17 protein-coding genes are annotated in these 17,287 nt (G+C 71.0%); 12 read left to right on the top strand and 5 right to left on the bottom strand.

Annotated elements, in window-relative coordinates; genetic code table 11:
- Nucleotides 1-13: 13 nt before the first annotated feature.
- Nucleotides 14-508, top strand: a complete 495-nt coding sequence (locus tag BJ998_RS41090; RefSeq protein ID WP_184869535.1) for a hypothetical protein — start codon at nucleotides 14-16, stop codon at nucleotides 506-508.
- Here BJ998_RS41090 and BJ998_RS41085 read toward each other — a convergent pair whose 3' ends face one another.
- Nucleotides 509-853, bottom strand: coding sequence for a VOC family protein (locus BJ998_RS41085; protein ID WP_184869534.1), 345 nt, complete (start codon nucleotides 851-853; stop codon nucleotides 509-511).
- Between the two features lie 370 nt (nucleotides 854-1,223).
- On the opposite strand from BJ998_RS41085, the gene BJ998_RS41080 reads away from it, so the two are divergent.
- Together BJ998_RS41080 and BJ998_RS41075 are read left to right on the top strand one after the other, a co-directional pair.
- Complete coding sequence (locus tag BJ998_RS41080) at nucleotides 1,224-1,529, top strand: putative quinol monooxygenase (RefSeq protein WP_184869533.1); 306 nt, start codon at nucleotides 1,224-1,226, stop codon at nucleotides 1,527-1,529.
- A gap of 21 nt (nucleotides 1,530-1,550) precedes the next feature.
- Nucleotides 1,551-2,510, top strand: coding sequence for an alpha/beta hydrolase (locus tag BJ998_RS41075; protein WP_184869532.1), 960 nt, complete (start codon nucleotides 1,551-1,553; stop codon nucleotides 2,508-2,510).
- A gap of 15 nt (nucleotides 2,511-2,525) precedes the next feature.
- Here the strand turns inward: BJ998_RS41075 and BJ998_RS41070 are convergent, their stop codons facing one another.
- Genes BJ998_RS41070 through BJ998_RS41060 form a run of 3 tightly spaced genes read right to left on the bottom strand, consistent with a single transcriptional unit; the run spans nucleotide 2,526 to nucleotide 4,593 of the window.
- Nucleotides 2,526-3,155: an AbiTii domain-containing protein gene (locus BJ998_RS41070; RefSeq protein ID WP_184869531.1), complete on the bottom strand. Its 630-nt coding sequence runs from the start codon at nucleotides 3,153-3,155 to the stop codon at nucleotides 2,526-2,528.
- Between the two features lie 57 nt (nucleotides 3,156-3,212).
- Entirely contained in the window at nucleotides 3,213-3,587 is a 375-nt protein-coding gene (locus tag BJ998_RS41065) for a hypothetical protein (protein ID WP_184869775.1), read from the bottom strand.
- A gap of 43 nt (nucleotides 3,588-3,630) precedes the next feature.
- On the bottom strand, nucleotides 3,631-4,593 hold the full coding sequence (locus BJ998_RS41060) for a LysR family transcriptional regulator (protein ID WP_184869530.1): 963 nt from the start codon (nucleotides 4,591-4,593) through the stop codon (nucleotides 3,631-3,633).
- A gap of 82 nt (nucleotides 4,594-4,675) precedes the next feature.
- Between BJ998_RS41060 and BJ998_RS41055 the strand changes: the two genes are divergently transcribed.
- From BJ998_RS41055 to BJ998_RS41025, 7 genes are all read left to right on the top strand, one after another.
- On the top strand, nucleotides 4,676-5,383 hold the full coding sequence (locus BJ998_RS41055) for a succinate dehydrogenase cytochrome b subunit (RefSeq protein ID WP_312890632.1): 708 nt from the start codon (nucleotides 4,676-4,678) through the stop codon (nucleotides 5,381-5,383).
- Between the two features lies 1 nt (nucleotide 5,384).
- Nucleotides 5,385-7,307: a fumarate reductase/succinate dehydrogenase flavoprotein subunit gene (locus tag BJ998_RS41050; protein WP_184869528.1), complete on the top strand. Its 1,923-nt coding sequence runs from the start codon at nucleotides 5,385-5,387 to the stop codon at nucleotides 7,305-7,307.
- Nucleotides 7,304-8,047, top strand: coding sequence for a succinate dehydrogenase/fumarate reductase iron-sulfur subunit (locus BJ998_RS41045; protein ID WP_184869527.1), 744 nt, complete (start codon nucleotides 7,304-7,306; stop codon nucleotides 8,045-8,047). The genes BJ998_RS41050 and BJ998_RS41045 overlap by 4 nt, the downstream gene beginning before the upstream one ends.
- A 116-nt stretch (nucleotides 8,048-8,163) precedes the next feature.
- On the top strand, nucleotides 8,164-9,075 hold the full coding sequence (locus BJ998_RS41040) for an ABC transporter ATP-binding protein (protein ID WP_184869526.1): 912 nt from the start codon (nucleotides 8,164-8,166) through the stop codon (nucleotides 9,073-9,075).
- A complete protein-coding gene (locus BJ998_RS41035; protein WP_184869525.1) occupies nucleotides 9,072-10,409 on the top strand; it encodes an ABC transporter permease in 1,338 nt (445 codons plus the stop codon). The genes BJ998_RS41040 and BJ998_RS41035 overlap by 4 nt, the downstream gene beginning before the upstream one ends.
- A gap of 4 nt (nucleotides 10,410-10,413) precedes the next feature.
- Entirely contained in the window at nucleotides 10,414-13,140 is a 2,727-nt protein-coding gene (locus tag BJ998_RS41030) for a bifunctional YncE family protein/alkaline phosphatase family protein (protein ID WP_184869524.1), read from the top strand.
- Between the two features lie 178 nt (nucleotides 13,141-13,318).
- The gene (locus BJ998_RS41025; RefSeq protein ID WP_184869523.1) at nucleotides 13,319-13,696 is read left to right on the top strand and encodes a hypothetical protein; all 378 of its coding nucleotides are present in this window, start codon (nucleotides 13,319-13,321) and stop codon (nucleotides 13,694-13,696) included.
- 43 nt (nucleotides 13,697-13,739) lie between these two features.
- Here the strand turns inward: BJ998_RS41025 and BJ998_RS41020 are convergent, their stop codons facing one another.
- The gene (locus BJ998_RS41020) at nucleotides 13,740-14,342 is read right to left on the bottom strand and encodes a TetR/AcrR family transcriptional regulator (RefSeq protein ID WP_184869522.1); all 603 of its coding nucleotides are present in this window, start codon (nucleotides 14,340-14,342) and stop codon (nucleotides 13,740-13,742) included.
- Nucleotides 14,343-14,444: 102 nt separating this feature from the next.
- On the opposite strand from BJ998_RS41020, the gene BJ998_RS41015 reads away from it, so the two are divergent.
- Nucleotides 14,445-15,239, top strand: a complete 795-nt coding sequence (locus BJ998_RS41015; RefSeq protein ID WP_184869521.1) for an SDR family oxidoreductase — start codon at nucleotides 14,445-14,447, stop codon at nucleotides 15,237-15,239.
- On the top strand, nucleotides 15,236-17,275 hold the full coding sequence (locus tag BJ998_RS41010; RefSeq protein ID WP_184869520.1) for an acetate--CoA ligase family protein: 2,040 nt from the start codon (nucleotides 15,236-15,238) through the stop codon (nucleotides 17,273-17,275). The genes BJ998_RS41015 and BJ998_RS41010 overlap by 4 nt, the downstream gene beginning before the upstream one ends.
- The last annotated feature ends 12 nt before the right edge of the window (nucleotides 17,276-17,287 follow it).

Raw genomic sequence — 17,287 nt, 5'->3', positions numbered from 1 at the left:
AGCTTTCGCGATCATGACTGATCGGAGAAACGCCCGGCGGTGGCGCATGTTCGTCGCCAGCACGGCCACGGCGATGGTGGCGGTGCTGGCGACGCAGGCGCCGGCGTACGCGGCGAAGAGCAGCACGGTCTGGCCGACGCAGCACGACTACAACTGGGACTACGGCCGGGAGTGGTTCGCCGTCGAGGCCACCACCATGTCGGCCGGCGATTGCGAGGAGAAGAACGGCTACGTCACGCTGTCGCCGCCGGACGCCGACGGCAACGTCTATATGGGCTGGGGCACGGGAATTCTGCTGACGCACCACACCAACCACGCGGACGTCTGGCACCAGAAGTTCGAGTTCATGACGGCCTGGGGCACCACGGTGCTGACCGTGGGCGGCTTCGACGGCCCGCAGATGACCAAGATCAACTGGGAGTACTCCGAGTACCACTGGCAGTACGCCAGGATGGACCCGCAGCTGTGGCCGCTGATCAGCCAGGTCCGCTGGACCGGCGACTGCTGATCACAGGTCGAAGGCGACCGGGTGCCGAGGCTGGTACAGCATGATCTCCCCGGCCCCGGGCACCTTCAGCGCGACCGTACGGCCGAACCCCCGGTCCTGGACGTCGCCGGCGAACTCCGCCCCCTTCGCGCCCAGCTCGGCCATGGTCTGCTCGAGGTCGTCGCACATCAGCGAGATCTCGTGGCCCGGCGTGCCGGGGTGCACGCCCAGCTCCGACGGACCCGTCCTGAAGATCAGCCAGCCGTCGTGGGCATCCACGTGCGGCCAGCCCAGCACGTCCCGGAAGAACGCGCGGGCGGCCTCCGCGTCGGAGGCGTACACCAGGGTGTGAACCGCGGTAATCATGGCCGCGAGCGTAGCCGGGCGGCGTCCTGGCTGGGGCGGCGCCGGACTGGCGGCGGTACTCGCGACTGAACTGCGACGGGCTCTCGTAGCCGACCCGGCTGGCGACATCTCCGGTGGCGGCGGCGTCGACTGCTCGACCCCCGAGATCAGGGCGCCGTCGATGGCGGTGGTGGAGTCGGGTCGCACGTGCCGGTCGAGCAGGGTGCGCAGTTCGTCGAGGCGCACGACCCGAGTCAAGCATGAGTCTGATCCTCGCGACAACGAGAGAATCAGGCAAGAGATAGGCAGGATCGTTCTAACGTTTGCGCTGGTCAGCGTGATTGCATTGGCTCATCGGAATCCCGAGAACGAGAGCCAGGAGACAATCACGATGATCGTCAACCACGGTTTCCACGCCACCATGACCGCCCGGCCCGGCAAGGGCGGCGAGGTGGTGGAGATGCTCCTCAAGGCCCCGTCCATGACCCACGAGGACTGCGTCGTCTTCCTGGTCGGCCGCTCGGCCGGCGACCCGGACGTCATCCACGTCACCGAGGGCTGGGTCAGCGACGAGGCGCACAGCCGGTTCTTCGCGACCGCACCGGCGCGGGCCCTGGTCGAGAGCCTCCAGCCGCTGCTCGTCGGTGAGTCGCAGTACACCGACGAGGTGCCGGTCGGTGGCAAGGCCGCGTTCTGAGACCAGGAAAGGAAACCAGCCATGACACCGGCACGCCCCGCCCTCGACCCCGAGCTGCGCACGCTGCTCGCCGATCTGCCGCTGCGGTCCGACCTCGACGTCGGGACGCTCGCCCAGCTGCGCCCGTTCTCCGCCGGCCCGATCGACGCCGTCCTTGACGGCCGCGTCGTCGACCGCCGGGAACTCACCATCCCCGCCCCGGGCGGCGCGCGCATCCCGCTCTCGATCTTCACGCCGGCCCGGAGATCCACCGCCGCGCCGTGCGTGTTCTGGGTCCACGGCGGCGGCATGGTCATGGGGGACCGGTTCTCACAGATCGACATTCCCTTCGACTGGCTCGACGCGTTCGGCGCCGTTGTCGTCACCGTCGACTACCGGCTGGCGCCGGAGGCCACCGGCACGATCCCGGTCGACGACTGCTACCTCGGCCTCGCCTGGACCGCCGAGCACGCCGACGAACTGGGCATCGACCCCGCACGGATCATCGTCGCCGGCATCAGCGCCGGCGGTGGCCTGGCGGCCGGCGTCACGCTGATGGCGCGCGACCGTGGCGGCCCGGCGATCGCCGCCCAGGTGCTGGTCTGCCCGATGCTGGATCACCGCAACGACAGCACCTCCAGCCGGCAGTACTCCGGCGACCCCGGCGTGTGGACGCGGGAGATGAACGCGTTCGGCTGGCGGTCGGTGCTCGGGGACCTCACCGACGTGCCCGCCTACGTCTCCCCGGCGCTGGCCGAGGACCTGTCCGGCCTGCCGACCACCTACGTCGACGCCGGCACCGCCGAGGTCTTCCGTGACGAGGACGTCGACTACGCCAGCCGGATCTGGGCGGCCGGCGGCCAGGCGGAGCTGCACGTCTGGGCCGGCGGCTTCCACGGTTTCGACGCCCAGTACCCGAACGCGAAGGTGTCGGCCGAGGCCCGCCGGACCCGCACCGAGTGGCTTGCCCGGGTGCTCGGGCAGCGTCCGGCGCACGCCTGACGGGTGCTCGGGGGCTTAGACCAGCGTCTTGGCGATGACTTCGTGCATGGCCGGGGTGACGGTCGACGGCCCGTCCTCGTCGCCGGCGTCCGGCGCCACGCGCTCCAGGCCGAGGGCCAGCCCCAGCACCCGGCTGCGCACGGAGTCGACGACCTTGGCGACCCGGTCGCCGGCCAGCCGGGTCTCCGCGGCGGCGATGGTGTGCCCGGGCTCGACGGCCAGCCCGCCGATGTCGATCAGGCGGTTGATCAGGTCGATCTGCACGCCGCCCCACGGCCGCACGAGGGGAGCGCCGACACGGACGAGGTCGTCGAGGTCGTCGACGGGGTCCACGACGCTGACCTCGTACACCCGCATCAGCTTGGACTCCCGTAACTCCTCGGCGAACGCGGTCGGCGGCAGCGGGGCCAGGCCGGGCGCGATGCCGCCGACGACGCGCCGGTAGCGGACGTGGGCCTCGGAGTGGAACGGACCCCGGTACGAGGGCACGTGGCCGTCGTCGGGGTAACCGGACAGCTCCCGGTCGGCCCAGGCCTCGAGCTCGGCGGAGCCGATCCGCCGCGCGAGGAGGTGGACGGCGCGCAGCACGTCCGCGGTGCTGGGAACCTGGCGGGCGGCGTCGATCAGCATGTCCAGGAATCCCACCGGTCGAGTGTCGCCGCACCCAGGGGCCCGTGTCATCGGCCGGACAGGCCCTGCCCCCTACACCGCCAGGGCGAGGACTCCCAGCACGATGAGGCCGACGACCTTCACGCACTCCAGGGCGACGTACGCCACGTGCGCGTGGGATCGCGGCCCCTCCTCGCCGGCCAGCACGGCGTCGGACCGGCGGTTCAACCGCGGCCGGACCGCCGCCAGCTGAACGACCAGCACCACCAGCACGACCGCCAACGACGCGATCACGCCGACGCCCGCGCCACCGACCAGAACCAGCCCGAGAACCGCCACCGCCAGCACGCATTCGATGCCGTTCAAGGCTTTGAACACCAGCCGGCCGATGCCGAGTCCGATCGGGATCGTCACGTTCGGGGCCCGGAACTTCAGCGGCGCCTCGACGAACGAGATCGCCAGCACCATGCCGAGCCACACGAACGCCAGGGCCGCCGCCGCGGTGGTCACGTCACACACTCCTGTCCACAAGGCCGAGTTCACCGTAGTCGACGAGCGGTTCGGTGCCGGGCGGCAGCTCCGACCGCCGGGCCGGGTCGGCGATGAACGCGACGATCGCCGAGCGCAGGGCACGAACCGCCCGCGTGGGGTCGACGTCCTTGCGGTAGGCCAACTGCACGATCCGGGTCATGCCGGCGTCCGTGGCGAACCGCGTCATCCGGAACCGCCCGCCCGCCACCGTACTCGGCACGACGGCCGCGCCGACGCCGGCGCGCACGAGTTCGAGCACGGCGTCCATCTCGCCGCCCTCGATCGCGAAGGACGGCTCGAATCCGGCGGCCCGGCAGGCGTTGACGGTGACTTCGCGCACGTCATAGCCGCGCCGGAACATCACCAGCGGCACGTCCGCCAGCTCGCGGACGGCGAGCCGCGTGCGGGCGGACTCCCAGGCGTCCCCGGAGGAGATCAGGACCAGCTCCTCCAGCAGCAGTTCCGTCGTCGACAGCTGGTGATCGCCGGGGTGCCGGGGACCGGCGAGCAGGGCCAGGTCCAACGCGCCCTCGGCGAGCCGCTGCCGCAGGTCGCCGGACCCGCTTTCGTGCAGTTCCAGCTGGATTCCCGGATATCGGCGGCGGAAGGCGGACAGGATCGCCGGCAGCAGGCCCGTGCACAGGCTGGGCGGCGCGCCCAGCCGGACCCGGCCGCGTTCGAGCTCGTCCAGCTCGCGGATGGCCCGCCGGGCGCCCTCGATCTCGGCCAGGATGCGCCGGGCGATCGGCAGCAGGGTCTCGCCGGCCTCGGTCAGGGACACGTTGCCGCGGATCCGGTGGAACAGCGGCGCGCCCAGGTCGTGCTCCAGCGCCCGGATCTGTTGGGACAGCGAGGGTTGCGCCACCCGCATGTGTTCGGCGGCGCGGGTGAAGTGCCGGTGCTCGGCGACCGCGACGAAGTAGGCGAGCTGCTGGAACTGCATGTCCCGATGATAGCCGTTGACTCTCAATACGAGAGTTATGATGTCTTTGACCTCTGGTCACGGGCGACCTAGCGTCCTTGAGGTGGTTATCGATGTGGCGCAGCGGCGACGACGCCCGGCCGCCCGGCAGTTCTGGGACTCGACGATCGGCAAGAAGATCGTCATGGCGGTGACGGGCGCGGCCCTGCTCGGGTTCGTGTTCGCGCACATGGTCGGCAACCTCAAGACCTTCCTCGGGGCCGCGGACCTCAACGCCTACTCGCACTGGCTGCGCACCATCGGCGAGCCGGTGCTGCACTACGAGTGGTTCCTCTGGATCATGCGCGCGGGCCTGATCGTCGCCGTGGTGTTGCACATCACCGCCACCGTGCAGCTCGTCCGCCGCGATCACCGGGCCCGGCCCGTGCGCTACGCCCACCGCCGCCCGGTCAGGGCGACCTTCGCCGTGCACACGATGCGCTGGGGCGGGGCGACCCTGGCGGTGTTCGTCGTCTGGCACATCCTCGACCTGACCGTGGGCAAGGTGAACCAGGACTTCGTGCCCGGCGACCCGTACCACAACCTGGTCGCCGACTTCCGGGTGTGGTGGGTCAACGTGATCTACCTGGTCGCGCTGGCCATGCTCGGCCTGCACATCAACCACGGCTTCGCCAGCGCGGCCCGCACGCTCGGCATCGCCGGCGTGAAGCGGGAACGGGCGCTCAAGATCTTCGGCAGCGCGACGGCAATCGTGACCACGGCCGGGTTCGCCGTCGTCCCGATCGCCGTCATGACGGGATTGGTGCACTGACATGTACCTCGACGGCTCTCCGATCACCGACACCAGCGCGCCGGACGTCCCGCTGGAGAAGCGTTGGGACGAAAGGAAGTTCCGGGCCAAGCTGGTCAACCCGGCCAACCGGCGCAAGCACCGCGTCATCGTGGTGGGCACCGGCCTGGCCGGCGGCTCCGCCGGGGCGACGCTGGCCGAGCAGGGCTACCACGTGGTGCAGTTCTGCTTCCAGGACTCGCCGCGCCGCGCGCACTCCGTGGCGGCGCAGGGCGGGATCAACGCCGCGAAGAACTACCGCAACGACGGCGACTCCGTCTACCGGCTGTTCTACGACACGGTGAAGGGCGGCGACTTCCGCTCCCGCGAGTCCAATGTGTACCGGCTCGCCCAGATCTCCGGGCAGATCATCGACCAGGCCGTGGCCCAGGGCGTGCCGTTCGCCCGCGAGTACGGCGGCCTGCTCGACACCCGGTCGTTCGGCGGCGTGCAGGTGCAGCGCACGTTCTACGCCCGCGGCCAGACCGGCCAGCAGCTGCTGATCGGGGCGTACCAGGCGCTGTCCCGGCAGATCGACGCCGGCACCGTGGAACTGCACGCCCGCACCGAGATGCTCGACCTGATCGTCGTCGACGGCCGGGCGCGGGGCATCGTCGCGCGGGACCTGATCACCGGCGAGATCACCACCCACCTCGCGGACGCCGTGGTGCTGGCCACCGGCGGCTACGGCAACGTGTTCTACCTGTCCACGAACGCCATGGGCTCCAACGCCACCGCGATCTGGCGGGCGCACAAGCGCGGCGCCTACTTCGCCAACCCGTGCTTCACCCAGATCCACCCCACCTGCATCCCGCGCTCCGGCGAGCACCAGTCGAAGCTGACGCTGATGAGCGAGTCGCTCCGCAACGACGGCCGGATCTGGGTGCCCAAGCGGCAGGGCGACACGCGGCCGCCGGGCGAGATCCCGGAGCACGAACGCGACTACTACCTCGAACGGCTCTACCCGAGCTTCGGCAACCTCGTGCCGCGGGACATCGCGTCCCGGGCCGCGAAGAACCAGTGCGATGCCGGCTACGGCGTCGGTCCCGGCGGGTTCGGCGTCTACCTGGACTTCGCCGACGCCATCAAGCGCCTGGGCCGGCCGGCGATCGAGGCCCGCTACGGCAACCTCTTCGACATGTACCAGCGGATCACGGCCGAGGATCCGTACCAGGTGCCGATGCGGATCTACCCGGCGATCCACTACACCATGGGCGGGCTGTGGGTGGACTACGACCTGCAGAGCACCATCCCCGGGCTGTTCGTCATCGGCGAGGCCAACTTCTCCGACCACGGCGCGAACCGGCTCGGCGCGTCCGCGCTGATGCAGGGCCTCGCCGACGGCTACTTCGTGCTGCCGCCGACGCTGAACGACTACCTCGGCGGCACTCGACTCGAACCGGTCGACTCGGGAAACGTCCAGGTGAAAGCCGTCGAAACCGAGGTGCGGCAACGGATCGAGCGGCTGCTCACCATCAAGGGAAAGCGTTCGGTGGACTCGTTCCACCGCGAGCTCGGCCTGCTGATGTGGGACTACTGCGGCATGTCCCGCAACCGGGAGGGCCTGAGCAAGGCCCTGGAACGGGTTCCCGAGCTGCGCGCCGAGTTCTGGCGTGACGTCCGGATCCCCGGCGGGGCAGGCGAACTGAACCAGGAGCTGGAGAAGGCCAACCGGGTGGCCGACTTCCTCGAACTGGCGGAGCTCATGCTCATCGACGCGCTGGAGCGCGAGGAGTCGTGCGGCGGGCACTTCCGCGAGGAGCACCAGACGCCCGAGGGCGAGGCACGACGCGACGACGAGCACTTCTCGTACGTCGCCGTGTGGGAGTACGGCGACCAGCCCGTGCTGCACCGCGAGGAACTCACCTTCGAGCACGTCCACCCGACACAGCGGAGCTACACATGAAACTCACCGTCCGCATCTGGCGACAATCCGGCCCGGAGGCCGAGGGCCGCCTGGTCTCCTACCCGGTCGAGGACGTCAGCCCGGACATGTCCTTCCTGGAGATGCTGGACGGGCTCAACCAGGAGCTCATCGCCAACGGTGACGAGCCCGTGGCCTTCGACCACGACTGCCGTGAGGGCATCTGCGGCTCCTGCGGTGTCGTGATCAACGGCCGGGCGCACGGCCCGGAGCGCACGACCTCGTGCCAGCTGCACATGCGCTCGTTCGCCGACGGCGACGTCATCGACGTGGAACCGTGGCGGGCCAAGGGATTCCCGATCGTCAAGGACCTCGTCGTGGACCGCTCGGCGCTGGACCGGATCGTCCAGGCCGGCGGCTACATCACCGCGCCGACCGGCAGCGCCCCGGACGCCCACGCCACGCCCGTGCCCAAGCCCGACGCCGACCTGGCCTTCGACAACGCCACGTGCATCGGTTGCGGCGCCTGTGTCGCCGCCTGCCCCAACGGCTCCGCCATGCTGTTCACCGCGGCGAAGGTGACGCATCTGAGCCTGCTGCCGCAGGGACAGCCGGAGCGGGCGCAGCGGGTGCTGGACATGGTCGACACCATGGACGCCGAGGGCTTCGGCGGCTGCACCAACACCGGCGAGTGCGTGGCGTCGTGCCCGAAGGGCATTCCCTTCGCCAGCATCGCCACGCTCAACCGGGAATTCCTGAAGGCGAGCCGCTCCGGGCGCTGAATTCCGCCCGGTTGTCCGAGTCACAGGTCCAGTTCAGCGAACGTTCAACCCGCGCCCTTCTGGGCGTTACTTGTCGTGGCCTAAGTTCCGTGACAGCTCGCGGAACGGGGACTGGAATGGACACGACTCTCGCGGTCAGGGCGCGCGGGATCACGAAGTGCTTCGGCGACGTCGTCGCCCTCGACGGCGTCGACCTGGACGTCGCGCCGGGCCAGATCCACGGGCTCGTCGGCCCGAACGGCGCCGGCAAGACGACGCTGCTCGGGCTGCTGCTGAGCCTGGCCGTCCCGGACGAGGGCAGCCTGGAGATCCTGGGCGCGCCGGTCGGGCGGGCGCTGACCGCCCCCGACGGCGTCGCCGGCTTCGTGGACGGCCCCGGCCTCTACCCGTCGCTCACGGCCCGGCAGAACCTCGCCGCGCTGGCCCGGCTGCGCGGTCGTGGCGCGAGCATCGACGACGTCCTCGCGCAGGTCGGGCTCACCGACGTCGCCGACGACCGGGTCCGAGGCTTCTCCCTCGGCATGCGTCAGCGGCTCGGCCTCGCCGCCGCCCTGCTGACCATGCCCCGCCTTCTGGTGCTCGACGAGCCCTCCAACGGCCTCGACCCGGCCGGCAAGCGGCACGTGCACGGCGTGCTCAACCGGCTCGCGGCCGACGGCGCCACCGTGATCGTCTCCAGCCACCGCATGGACGACGTCGAGGCGCTGTGCTCCGAGGTGACCATCCTCGCCGCCGGACGCGTCGTGTTCACCGGCCCGCTGGGCAAGCTCTCGGCTGAGAACCGTGCCCTCGACTACCGCATCCGCACCTCCGACCCGGAGGCCGCGCGCCGGCTGACCGCCGACACACCCGGCGTCGACATCGTTGACAGCGCCGAGCTTCTGGTGGTGCGAGCGGAGATTCCCGCCCTCGACGACCTCGTCTCGCGGCTCGTGCGCGGCGGCGTCGCGGTGCGGGAACTGGCGCCGGTGGTGTCGCCGCTGGAGGCGGCGTTCCTCGCCCTGACCGAACAGGAGACCGACCGATGACCGCCGTCGCCGTAGCCCCGGTCACGGCCGTTCCGGTGGCCCGCGGCTACCGCTTCGAGATGGTGAAGCTGCTGGCCCAGTGGCGGATCCGGCTGCTGGTGCTCGCGTGCTGGCTGGCGCCGGCGGTGTTCGTCGCCGCGGTGAGCCAGCAGAGCGACCTGCCCACCGACACGTTGTTCGGCCGCTGGATGAACATCACCGGCTGGGCCGGGCCGCTGGTGATGCTGGGCTTCGCCGGCACGTACGCGTTGCCGCTGCTGACCTCGGTGGTCGCCGGCGACGTGTTCGCGGCCGAGGACCGGCTCGGCACATGGCGGTACCTGCTGGTGGCCGTCCGCTCGTACCGACGGATCTTCGTGTCGAAGGCGCTGGCCAGCCTGACCGTGATCCTGGTGCTGGTGGTCGGGATGGCCGTGTCGGCCACGGTCGGCGGGGTCGTGGCGGTCGGCGGCCGGCCGCTGGTCGCCCTCGACGGCCAGTTGCTCGCGCCGGCCGACGCCGCCGGCCTGGTCGCGCTGGCGTGGATCTGCGTGCTGGCGCCGACACTGGCGCTGGCCGGCGTCGGGCTCCTCGGCTCCGTCGCCCTGGGCCGGTCGCCGATGGGCCTGCTGCTGCCGGCGGTCGTCGCCCTCGCCATGGGGGTCGCCCAGCTGCTGCCGCTGCCCGTCGCCGTCCGTCTCGCGTTGCCGAGCTACGCCTTCATCGCCTGGACCGGCTTGTTCACCACTCCCGCGCAGGCGGGCCCATTGCTGATCGGCGTCGCCGTGAGCCTGGTGTGGGCCGTCGCCGCGACCGCGCTGGCGTACGTGCTGTTCATGCGCCGCGACTTCACCAACCTCAGCCACGACGGCGTCGGCCGGCGGGCCCTCACCGTCGCGGCCGCGCCACTGGCCGGGCTTCTCGTCGTCACGATGGGAATCCTGGCCCTGGTGACGCCGTCGACGGGCTCCGGCATCGACCAGAACAAGGTGCAGCAGTCCGTCGCCACGGCGTTCGCGCACCTCTACCGGCTGCAGACCCAGCAGCTCCACCGGCCCGACGTCACCGAGGCGCAGCTGGCCAGCACGGCCGCGTGCACCAAGGGCGACGGGCTCGTCGAGGCCGAAGGCCCCGGCAACGACTGGCGGTGCGTCGTGACCTGGCGCCTTCCCGGCGTCACGGCCACCGGACAGGCCATCTACCAGCTCGACGTCGCCTCGGACGGACAGTACGTGGCCGACGGCGACGGACCGAAGGAAGTGAACGGCTACTTCCAGGTGCGAACCCCCACCGGAGATCAACCCAACCCGCTCTGGCAGTTCGACGGCCACATCGAGCTGCTCTCGAAGGGATGACCCCATGCAGGTAACACGTCGCAGAAGACGTGTCGAGAAGCGCAGCCGGTCACGCGGCTGGGTCGCCGGCGCCGCCACGCTCGCCCTCGTCCTCACGGGCACGGGCGTCGGCTCGGCGTCGACCAAGCAGTTCGGCAACGACCAGGTCGGCGACGTCACCCGCCAGGGCCAGGTCGTGTCCGACGACCAGTACATCAAGCCGATCGGCGACCGTCTTGTCGTCGACAACGGCAAGATCATGGCGTCGGCGGTCAGCCCCGACGGCAGCCACCTGGCGGCGCTGATCACCGACGGCGGCCTCGCGCTGGCCGTCGTCGACCTGAAGAACTGGAAGGTGCAGCAGCTCGTCGGCAACTCGGCGACGGCGAACCTGCGCATCCCCGGCAACGACGTGGGCCAGGAGGGCCCGTCGTACTCGCCGGACGGCAAGTCGCTGTGGATGGCCCAGACCGACGGCTACCGCCGGTTCACGGTCAACGCCGACGGCACGCTCGCCAACCCCACGTTCGTCACCATCCCGGCCGACGGAGCCAAGCACGGCCTGCCGGCGCAGGCGGTGTTCTCCGCCGACGGCGCCACCGTCTACGCCGCGGTCAACGGCCAGAACCGGGTCGTCGCCATCAACGCGGCGAGCGGCGCCATCGAGCAGAGCTGGGCCGTCGGCAACGCCCCGCGCGACCTGGCCCGCATCGGCGCCAAGCTCTACGTCAGCAACGAGGGCGGCCGCCCCGCCGGCCCCGGCGACACGACGCTGAACTCGTACAACACGCAGGTGCCGGCCAACCCGGTCACCGGCGCGACGACCACCGGCACGGTCAGCGTCATCGACCTCGCGCACCCGACCGCCGCCGTCGGCAGCATCGACGTCGGCCTGCACCCGACGGCGTTGTACGCCAAGGGCAGCACGCTGTTCGTCGCCAACACCGCCAGCAACGGCGTCTCCGTCATCGACACCGGCCGCGACAAGGTCGTGCAGACGATCTCGACGAAGCCGTGGCCGGAGGCGTCCGTCGGCTACGAGCCGGACGGCATCACCCTCACCGCCGACGGCCACCTGCTGGTGACCCTCGGCCGTGCCAACGCCGTTGCCGTGTACCGGTTCTCCCGCGCGCAGGAACCGGTCAGCTACGTCGGCCTGCTGCCGACGGACTACTTCCCGACGGCGATCGCCACGGTCGGCAACACCATCGTCGTGTCCAACACCCGCGGCATCGACGCCCGCCGCCCGACCACGGCCGCCGGGCGCGGCACCCACGACACCACGTCGAGCGTGCAGAAGTTCCGCCTGCCCGACGACCACACCATCCGCGGCTACACGAGCAAGGTGTTCCAGCAGAACGGCTGGACCCCCAACTCGGTCGAGGTGGCCAAGGACCGGGGCAAGGCCAAGCCGGTGCCTGTGCCGCAGCGGCTCGGCGACCCGTCGACGATCAAGCACGTCTTCCTGATCGTCAAGGAGAACCGGACCTACGACCAGGTGTACGGCGACGACCCGCGCGGCAGCGGCGACCCGACGCTGGCCCAGTTCGGCGCGAACGTCACCCCCAACCAGCACGCGCTGGAGCAGCAGTTCGGCTTGTACGACAACACCTACGACATCGGCACCAACTCGGCCGAGGGCCACAACTGGCTGATGCAGGCCGACAATCCCGAGTACACCGAGTCCTCGGCCGGCGAGTACCTGCGCAGCTACGACACCGAGGACGACGCGCTCGGCCACCAGGAGTCGGGCTTCATCTGGACCGGCGCGCAGGCGGCCGGCAAGACCGTGCGGGACTTCGGCGAGTTCCAGCAGTTCCTGACCAAGCCGGCCGACGCCAGCTGGCAGAACCTGTACTGCGACGCCAAGAACATGGCCGCCACCGGGCAGCCCACCGCGTACCCGCTGGTGTCGTCCTCGCCGATCCCGTCGCTGAACAACGTGTCGGTGCCCGGCTTCCCGAAGTTCGACACCTCGGTGCCGGACATCTACCGGGAGCAGATCTGGAAGCAGGACTTCGAGAAGAACGGCCCGGCCAACCTGAACATGTTCTGGCTGTCCAGCGACCACACCGGCGGCCCGCCCAACCCGGCCGCCCAGGTCGCCGACAACGACCTGGCCACCGGCCAGATCGTCGACACCATCTCGCACAGCCCGTACTGGAAGGACTCGGCGATCTTCGTTGTCGAGGACGACTCGCAGGCCGGCCTGGACCACGTCGACGGCCACCGGGCCCCGATCCAGATCATCAGCCCGTGGGCGCAGCACGGCGTCGTGGACAACCACTACTACTCGCAGATCATGATGATCCGCACCATCGAGCAGATCCTCGGGATCCACCCGATGAACCAGAAGGACAGCGCCGCGACCCCGATGGCCTCGGCGTTCACCACCAAGCCCGACTACACGCCGTTCACCGCCGTGCCCAACCGCACGTCGCTGACCCTCGGCCTGCCCACGCCGCCGTCGTGCGGCGCGGACCAGGTGGCGCCGCAGTTCGCCGCGTCGCAGCCGGCGACGACCGTGCCGGCCGACAAGAAGCAGCTGGCGGCGCAATGGCAGCAGTGGGCGGGGCAGCAGCGGCTGACCGGCCCGAACGCCGTGCCGGACTACGCCAACCCGCTGCAGATGGACCACCTCACGTGGTACCAGACGCACGGGTGGACGGTGCCCTACCCGGGTGAGAACAAGGTGTTCGCCCCGGACCAGGTGCCGGGCGCATTCATCCCGTCCTCGGAGTCCGACGGCTGACCCGCGTGGACGCGCCCCTGGCCGGTTCTCTCCGGCCGGCCAGGGGCGCCGGGCCCGGGCCTGACCGGCCTGTTCGGCCCCGACCGGGTGCATCTGGTCGGGGCCTTCGGCGCGGCTGAACCAGGTCGGCGGTTTCCTCGTGTGTCCTGCGGGCGGGGGCACGAAGTGGAGGACCGTCATGATCGGATGGGTGTTGCGGATCGTTGTCGCGGCGGCGCTGGTGGGCTCGGCCGGCGTGCACTACTTCCTGTTCACGCAGGGCTACCCGGGCATCGTCACCCCGTTGTTCCTGCTGAACGCGATCGGCGGCCTGGTGCTGGCGATCGCGGTGCTGACCTGGCGGCACTGGCTGCCGGCGCTGGGCGCGCTGGGTTTCGGCGTGTTGACGCTGGGCTCCTACGTGCTGGCGGCGACGGTGGGCTTCCTCGGCCAGCACGACGAGTTCAACAGCCAGCCGGAGTACTGGAGCGTGATCACCGAGGTGATCTGCATCGTGGGCGGCATCGCGCTGCTGGCGATGCGGAACCGGGCGGCCGTGGCGACGGCGGCACGGTGACCGGCCGAGGGCGGCGGCGGGGCGTGCCGCCGCCCTCGGGCAGTCATCCCGTGACCGCTCCGACCAGCAGCTCGCGGCGGGCGAAGTCCACCAGGAGCTCGCGCATCACCGTCACGGTGACGGCGGGGGAGCCGGTGAGCACCTGGATCGCGAGCCCGTCGGTGAGGGCGGTGAGGCGCAGCGCGACCTGGTCGGCGTCGACGTCGCGGAACACGCCCTGGCGCAGCCCGCGGTGGATGATGCGGACGACGGTCTCGCGCCAGCGGGCGTAGAACTCGTTGTGCACGGGCCGAAGTTCCGGCCGGATGGCCGACTCGGCCCAGTACTGCAGCCAGACCGACCACTCGTCGCGGACCGGGCCGACCTTGGGCAGCTGCATGTCGATGAGCTTGAGCAGCCGCTGGTAGGCGTCGTCGATCTGCCGGAGTTCGTGGCTCTGCCGGGCGAAAGCGTGCTCGACGCAGTGCTTGAGCGCCTCGGTCAGCACGTCGTGCTTGCCGGGGAAGTAGTAGTGCACGGTGCCCGTGCTGGTGCCGCAGACCTTGGCGATGTCGGCGATCCGGACGGCGTGGTAGCCGCGCTCGGCGATGAGCCGCCAGGTGGCGTCCAGGATCGCGGCGCGTCTGTCCTCGTCGGCCCTACTCATGCCGGCCAGCGTAACTGACGCGCCAGTCAAAAGCATCACCTGCCCTTGACACGGCCTGTTTACTGACTCTGACTGACGCGTCAGTCAGACGGGAGGTCGACGGTGGCCAGTGTTCTCCGGCCGGACGTGCACGAGGGCAAGGTCGCGCTGATCAGCGGCGGCGGCACCGGCATCGGCCGGGCGGTCGCGCTCGACCTCGCCGCCGGCGGTGCGCGGGTGGTGATCTGTGGCCGGCGGCCCGAGCCGCTGGCGGCCGTGCGCGACGAGATCGTCAAGGCCGGCGGGCAATGCCTGGCTCAAGTGGCCGACATCCGCGAGGACGTCACCAGCGTGGTCGACGCGGCGATGACCGAGTACGGCCGGATCGACGTGCTGGTCAACAACGCCGGCGGCCAGTTCGCCGCGCCGGCCGAGGACATCAGCCCGGGCGGGTGGCGGGCCGTGCACCGGCTGGCCGTGGACGCGGCGTGGTCGCTGACCAGGGAGGTCGCCGTCCGCTCGATGATCCCCGAGCGGACCGGCGTGATCGTGTTCATCGCCTTCTCGCCGCGCCGCGGCATCCCCGGCATGGTGCACGCCAGCGCCGCCCGCGCCGCGCTGGAGAACCTGGCGGCGGGCCTCGCGCTGGAATGGAGCCGCTACGGCATCCGGTCGGTGTGCGTGGCGCCGGGGACGATCGCGACCGAGGGGCTGCGGGAGAACTACACCGACGCGGACCGGCAGCGCTGGGCGCAGGCGGTCCCGCTCGGCCGCCTCGGCACCCCGCAGGACGTGTCCGGGCTGATCTCCTTCCTCGCGTCGGAAGGCGGCGCCTACGTGACCGGCACGACCGTCGTCGTCGACGGCGGCGCCGACGCCTGGGGCGCCGGCCATCCAGTGCCGGAGGTGGAGGCGTGAGGAGCCTGGACACGCTGTTCACGCCACGATCGGTGGCGATCCTCGGCGCCAGCAACGACGAGACCAAGTACGGCAACTGGATCAGCGTGCAGGCGCTGCGGATGCGCGACCGCCGGCCGGTGTACCTGGTCAACCGCCGCGGCGAGCCCGTTCTGGGCCAGCCCACCTACCGCAGCATGGCTGACATCCAGCAGCCCGTCGACCTCGTGGTGATCACCGTGCCGGCCGCCGGCTTCGAGGCCGCGGTCGACGACTCGCTGGCCGCCGGCGCGACGGCGATCGTCGGCATCACGTCCGGCTTCGCGGAGCTCGGCGACGAGGGGCGGGCGGCGCAGATCGCCGTGGCGCGGAAGATTCGCGCCGCCGGGGCGGTGCTGCTCGGCCCGAACTGCCTCGGCGTGCTGGACACCACCAGCGACCTGTTCCTGGTGTCGAATCCGTTGCCGTGCGGGCCGGTCGGGCTGGTGTCGCAGAGCGGCAACATGGCGTTGGAGCTGAGCCGGTTCCTCGCCGACCGCGGTCTGGGCTTCTCCCGGTTCGCCTCGCTCGGCAACCAGGCCGACCTCTGCGCCGCCGACCTGATCCGCGCCTACGCCGAGCATCCGGGGACCGAGGTCATCGCGGCGTACTGCGAGGACTTCCAGGACGGCCGCGCGTTCGTCGCGGCGGCCGGCGAGGCCGTCGCCGCGGGCAAACCGGTTGTGCTGCTGACGGTGGGCAGCAGTACCGCCGCCAACCGCGCCGCCCGCTCCCACACCGGCGCGTTGACCAGCGACAGCGCGGTGATCGACGCCGCCTGTCGGGCCGCGGGCGTGGACCGGGTACGCAGTCCCCGGGAGATGGCCGACCTGGTCGCCGCGCTGCACCGGCACGGCTCGAAGCCGGCGCGGCGGGTGGCAGTGATCGCCGACGGCGGCGGGCACGCGTCCACGGCCAGCGACATCGCCGACGCGAACGGCCTTGCCGTGGAGGAATTTCGGCCCTCACTGGTGGCCGCGCTCAAGGCCGACCTGCCGCCGTCCGCGGGCGTGGCCAACCCGGTCGACCTGGCCGGGGCCGGCGAGCAGGACATCGCCTCGTTCGCCCGCACGATCGACCGGGTGCTGTCCGATTCCGACATCGACTCCGTGCTGGTCACCGGCTACTTCGGCGGCTACGGCGAGTACGGCCCCGAACTGGCCGCCCGTGAGATCGCCACCGCCACCGTGATCGCCGAACACGTGCACCGACACGGCAAACCCCTTGCCCTGCACACGATGTGCAGCGACAGCGCGGCCGCCGACGAGCTGCGCCGGCACGGCATCGGCGTGTTCCGGGTCGTCGACGACGCCGCGCGCACCCTCGGCATGCTGGCCGACCACGCCGACCGGCACCCATCCGTCCCGCAGCTGCCGGAGGCCGCCGACCCGGTGCGGCACAGCGACTACTGGCACGCCCGGGAACTGTTGAAGGCCGGCGGCCTGGCCTTCCCCGAGGCGCGGCTGGCCACCGACGTGGTCGCGGCGGCGGAGGAGATCGGCTATCCCGTCGTGCTGAAGGCGATGGGCCTGCTGCACAAGTCCGACGCCGGCGGAGTCGCGATCGGACTGTCCGATGCGGACTCGCTGTCCGCTGCGCACGAGGACATGGTCGCTCGGCTGGCCGTGTCCGAGTACTGCGTCGAGGCGATGGCCGACACCGCCGGGGGAGTGGAGCTCATCGTCGGCGTGCGCCGGGATCTCCGGTTCGGGCCCGTGCTCATGGTCGGGCTCGGCGGCGTCTTCACCGAGATCCTCAAAGACGTCACCTTCGCGCTGGCCCCCGTGACACCGGCCGAGGCCGAGACCATGCTCCGCACCCTGAAAGCGGCCCCGTTGCTGCACGGCGCCCGGGGCCGCCACCCCGTCGACCTCACCGCAACCGCCCGTGCGGTCGCGACGATCAGCCGGATCGGCGCGGCCCATCCCGAGATCGCCGAACTCGAAGTCAACCCACTGCTGGCGACGCCGAGCGGCTGCCTCGGCCTGGACGCCAGGATCGTGCTCGTCGGACGCTGAAGCCGGCCCCCA

This window comes from Kutzneria kofuensis (genome assembly GCF_014203355.1).
Taxonomy (GTDB): Bacteria; Actinomycetota; Actinomycetes; order Mycobacteriales; family Pseudonocardiaceae; genus Kutzneria; species Kutzneria kofuensis.
The sequence above is the reverse complement of the archived record's forward strand: the minus strand, read 5'-3'. Positions and strand labels throughout refer to the sequence as shown.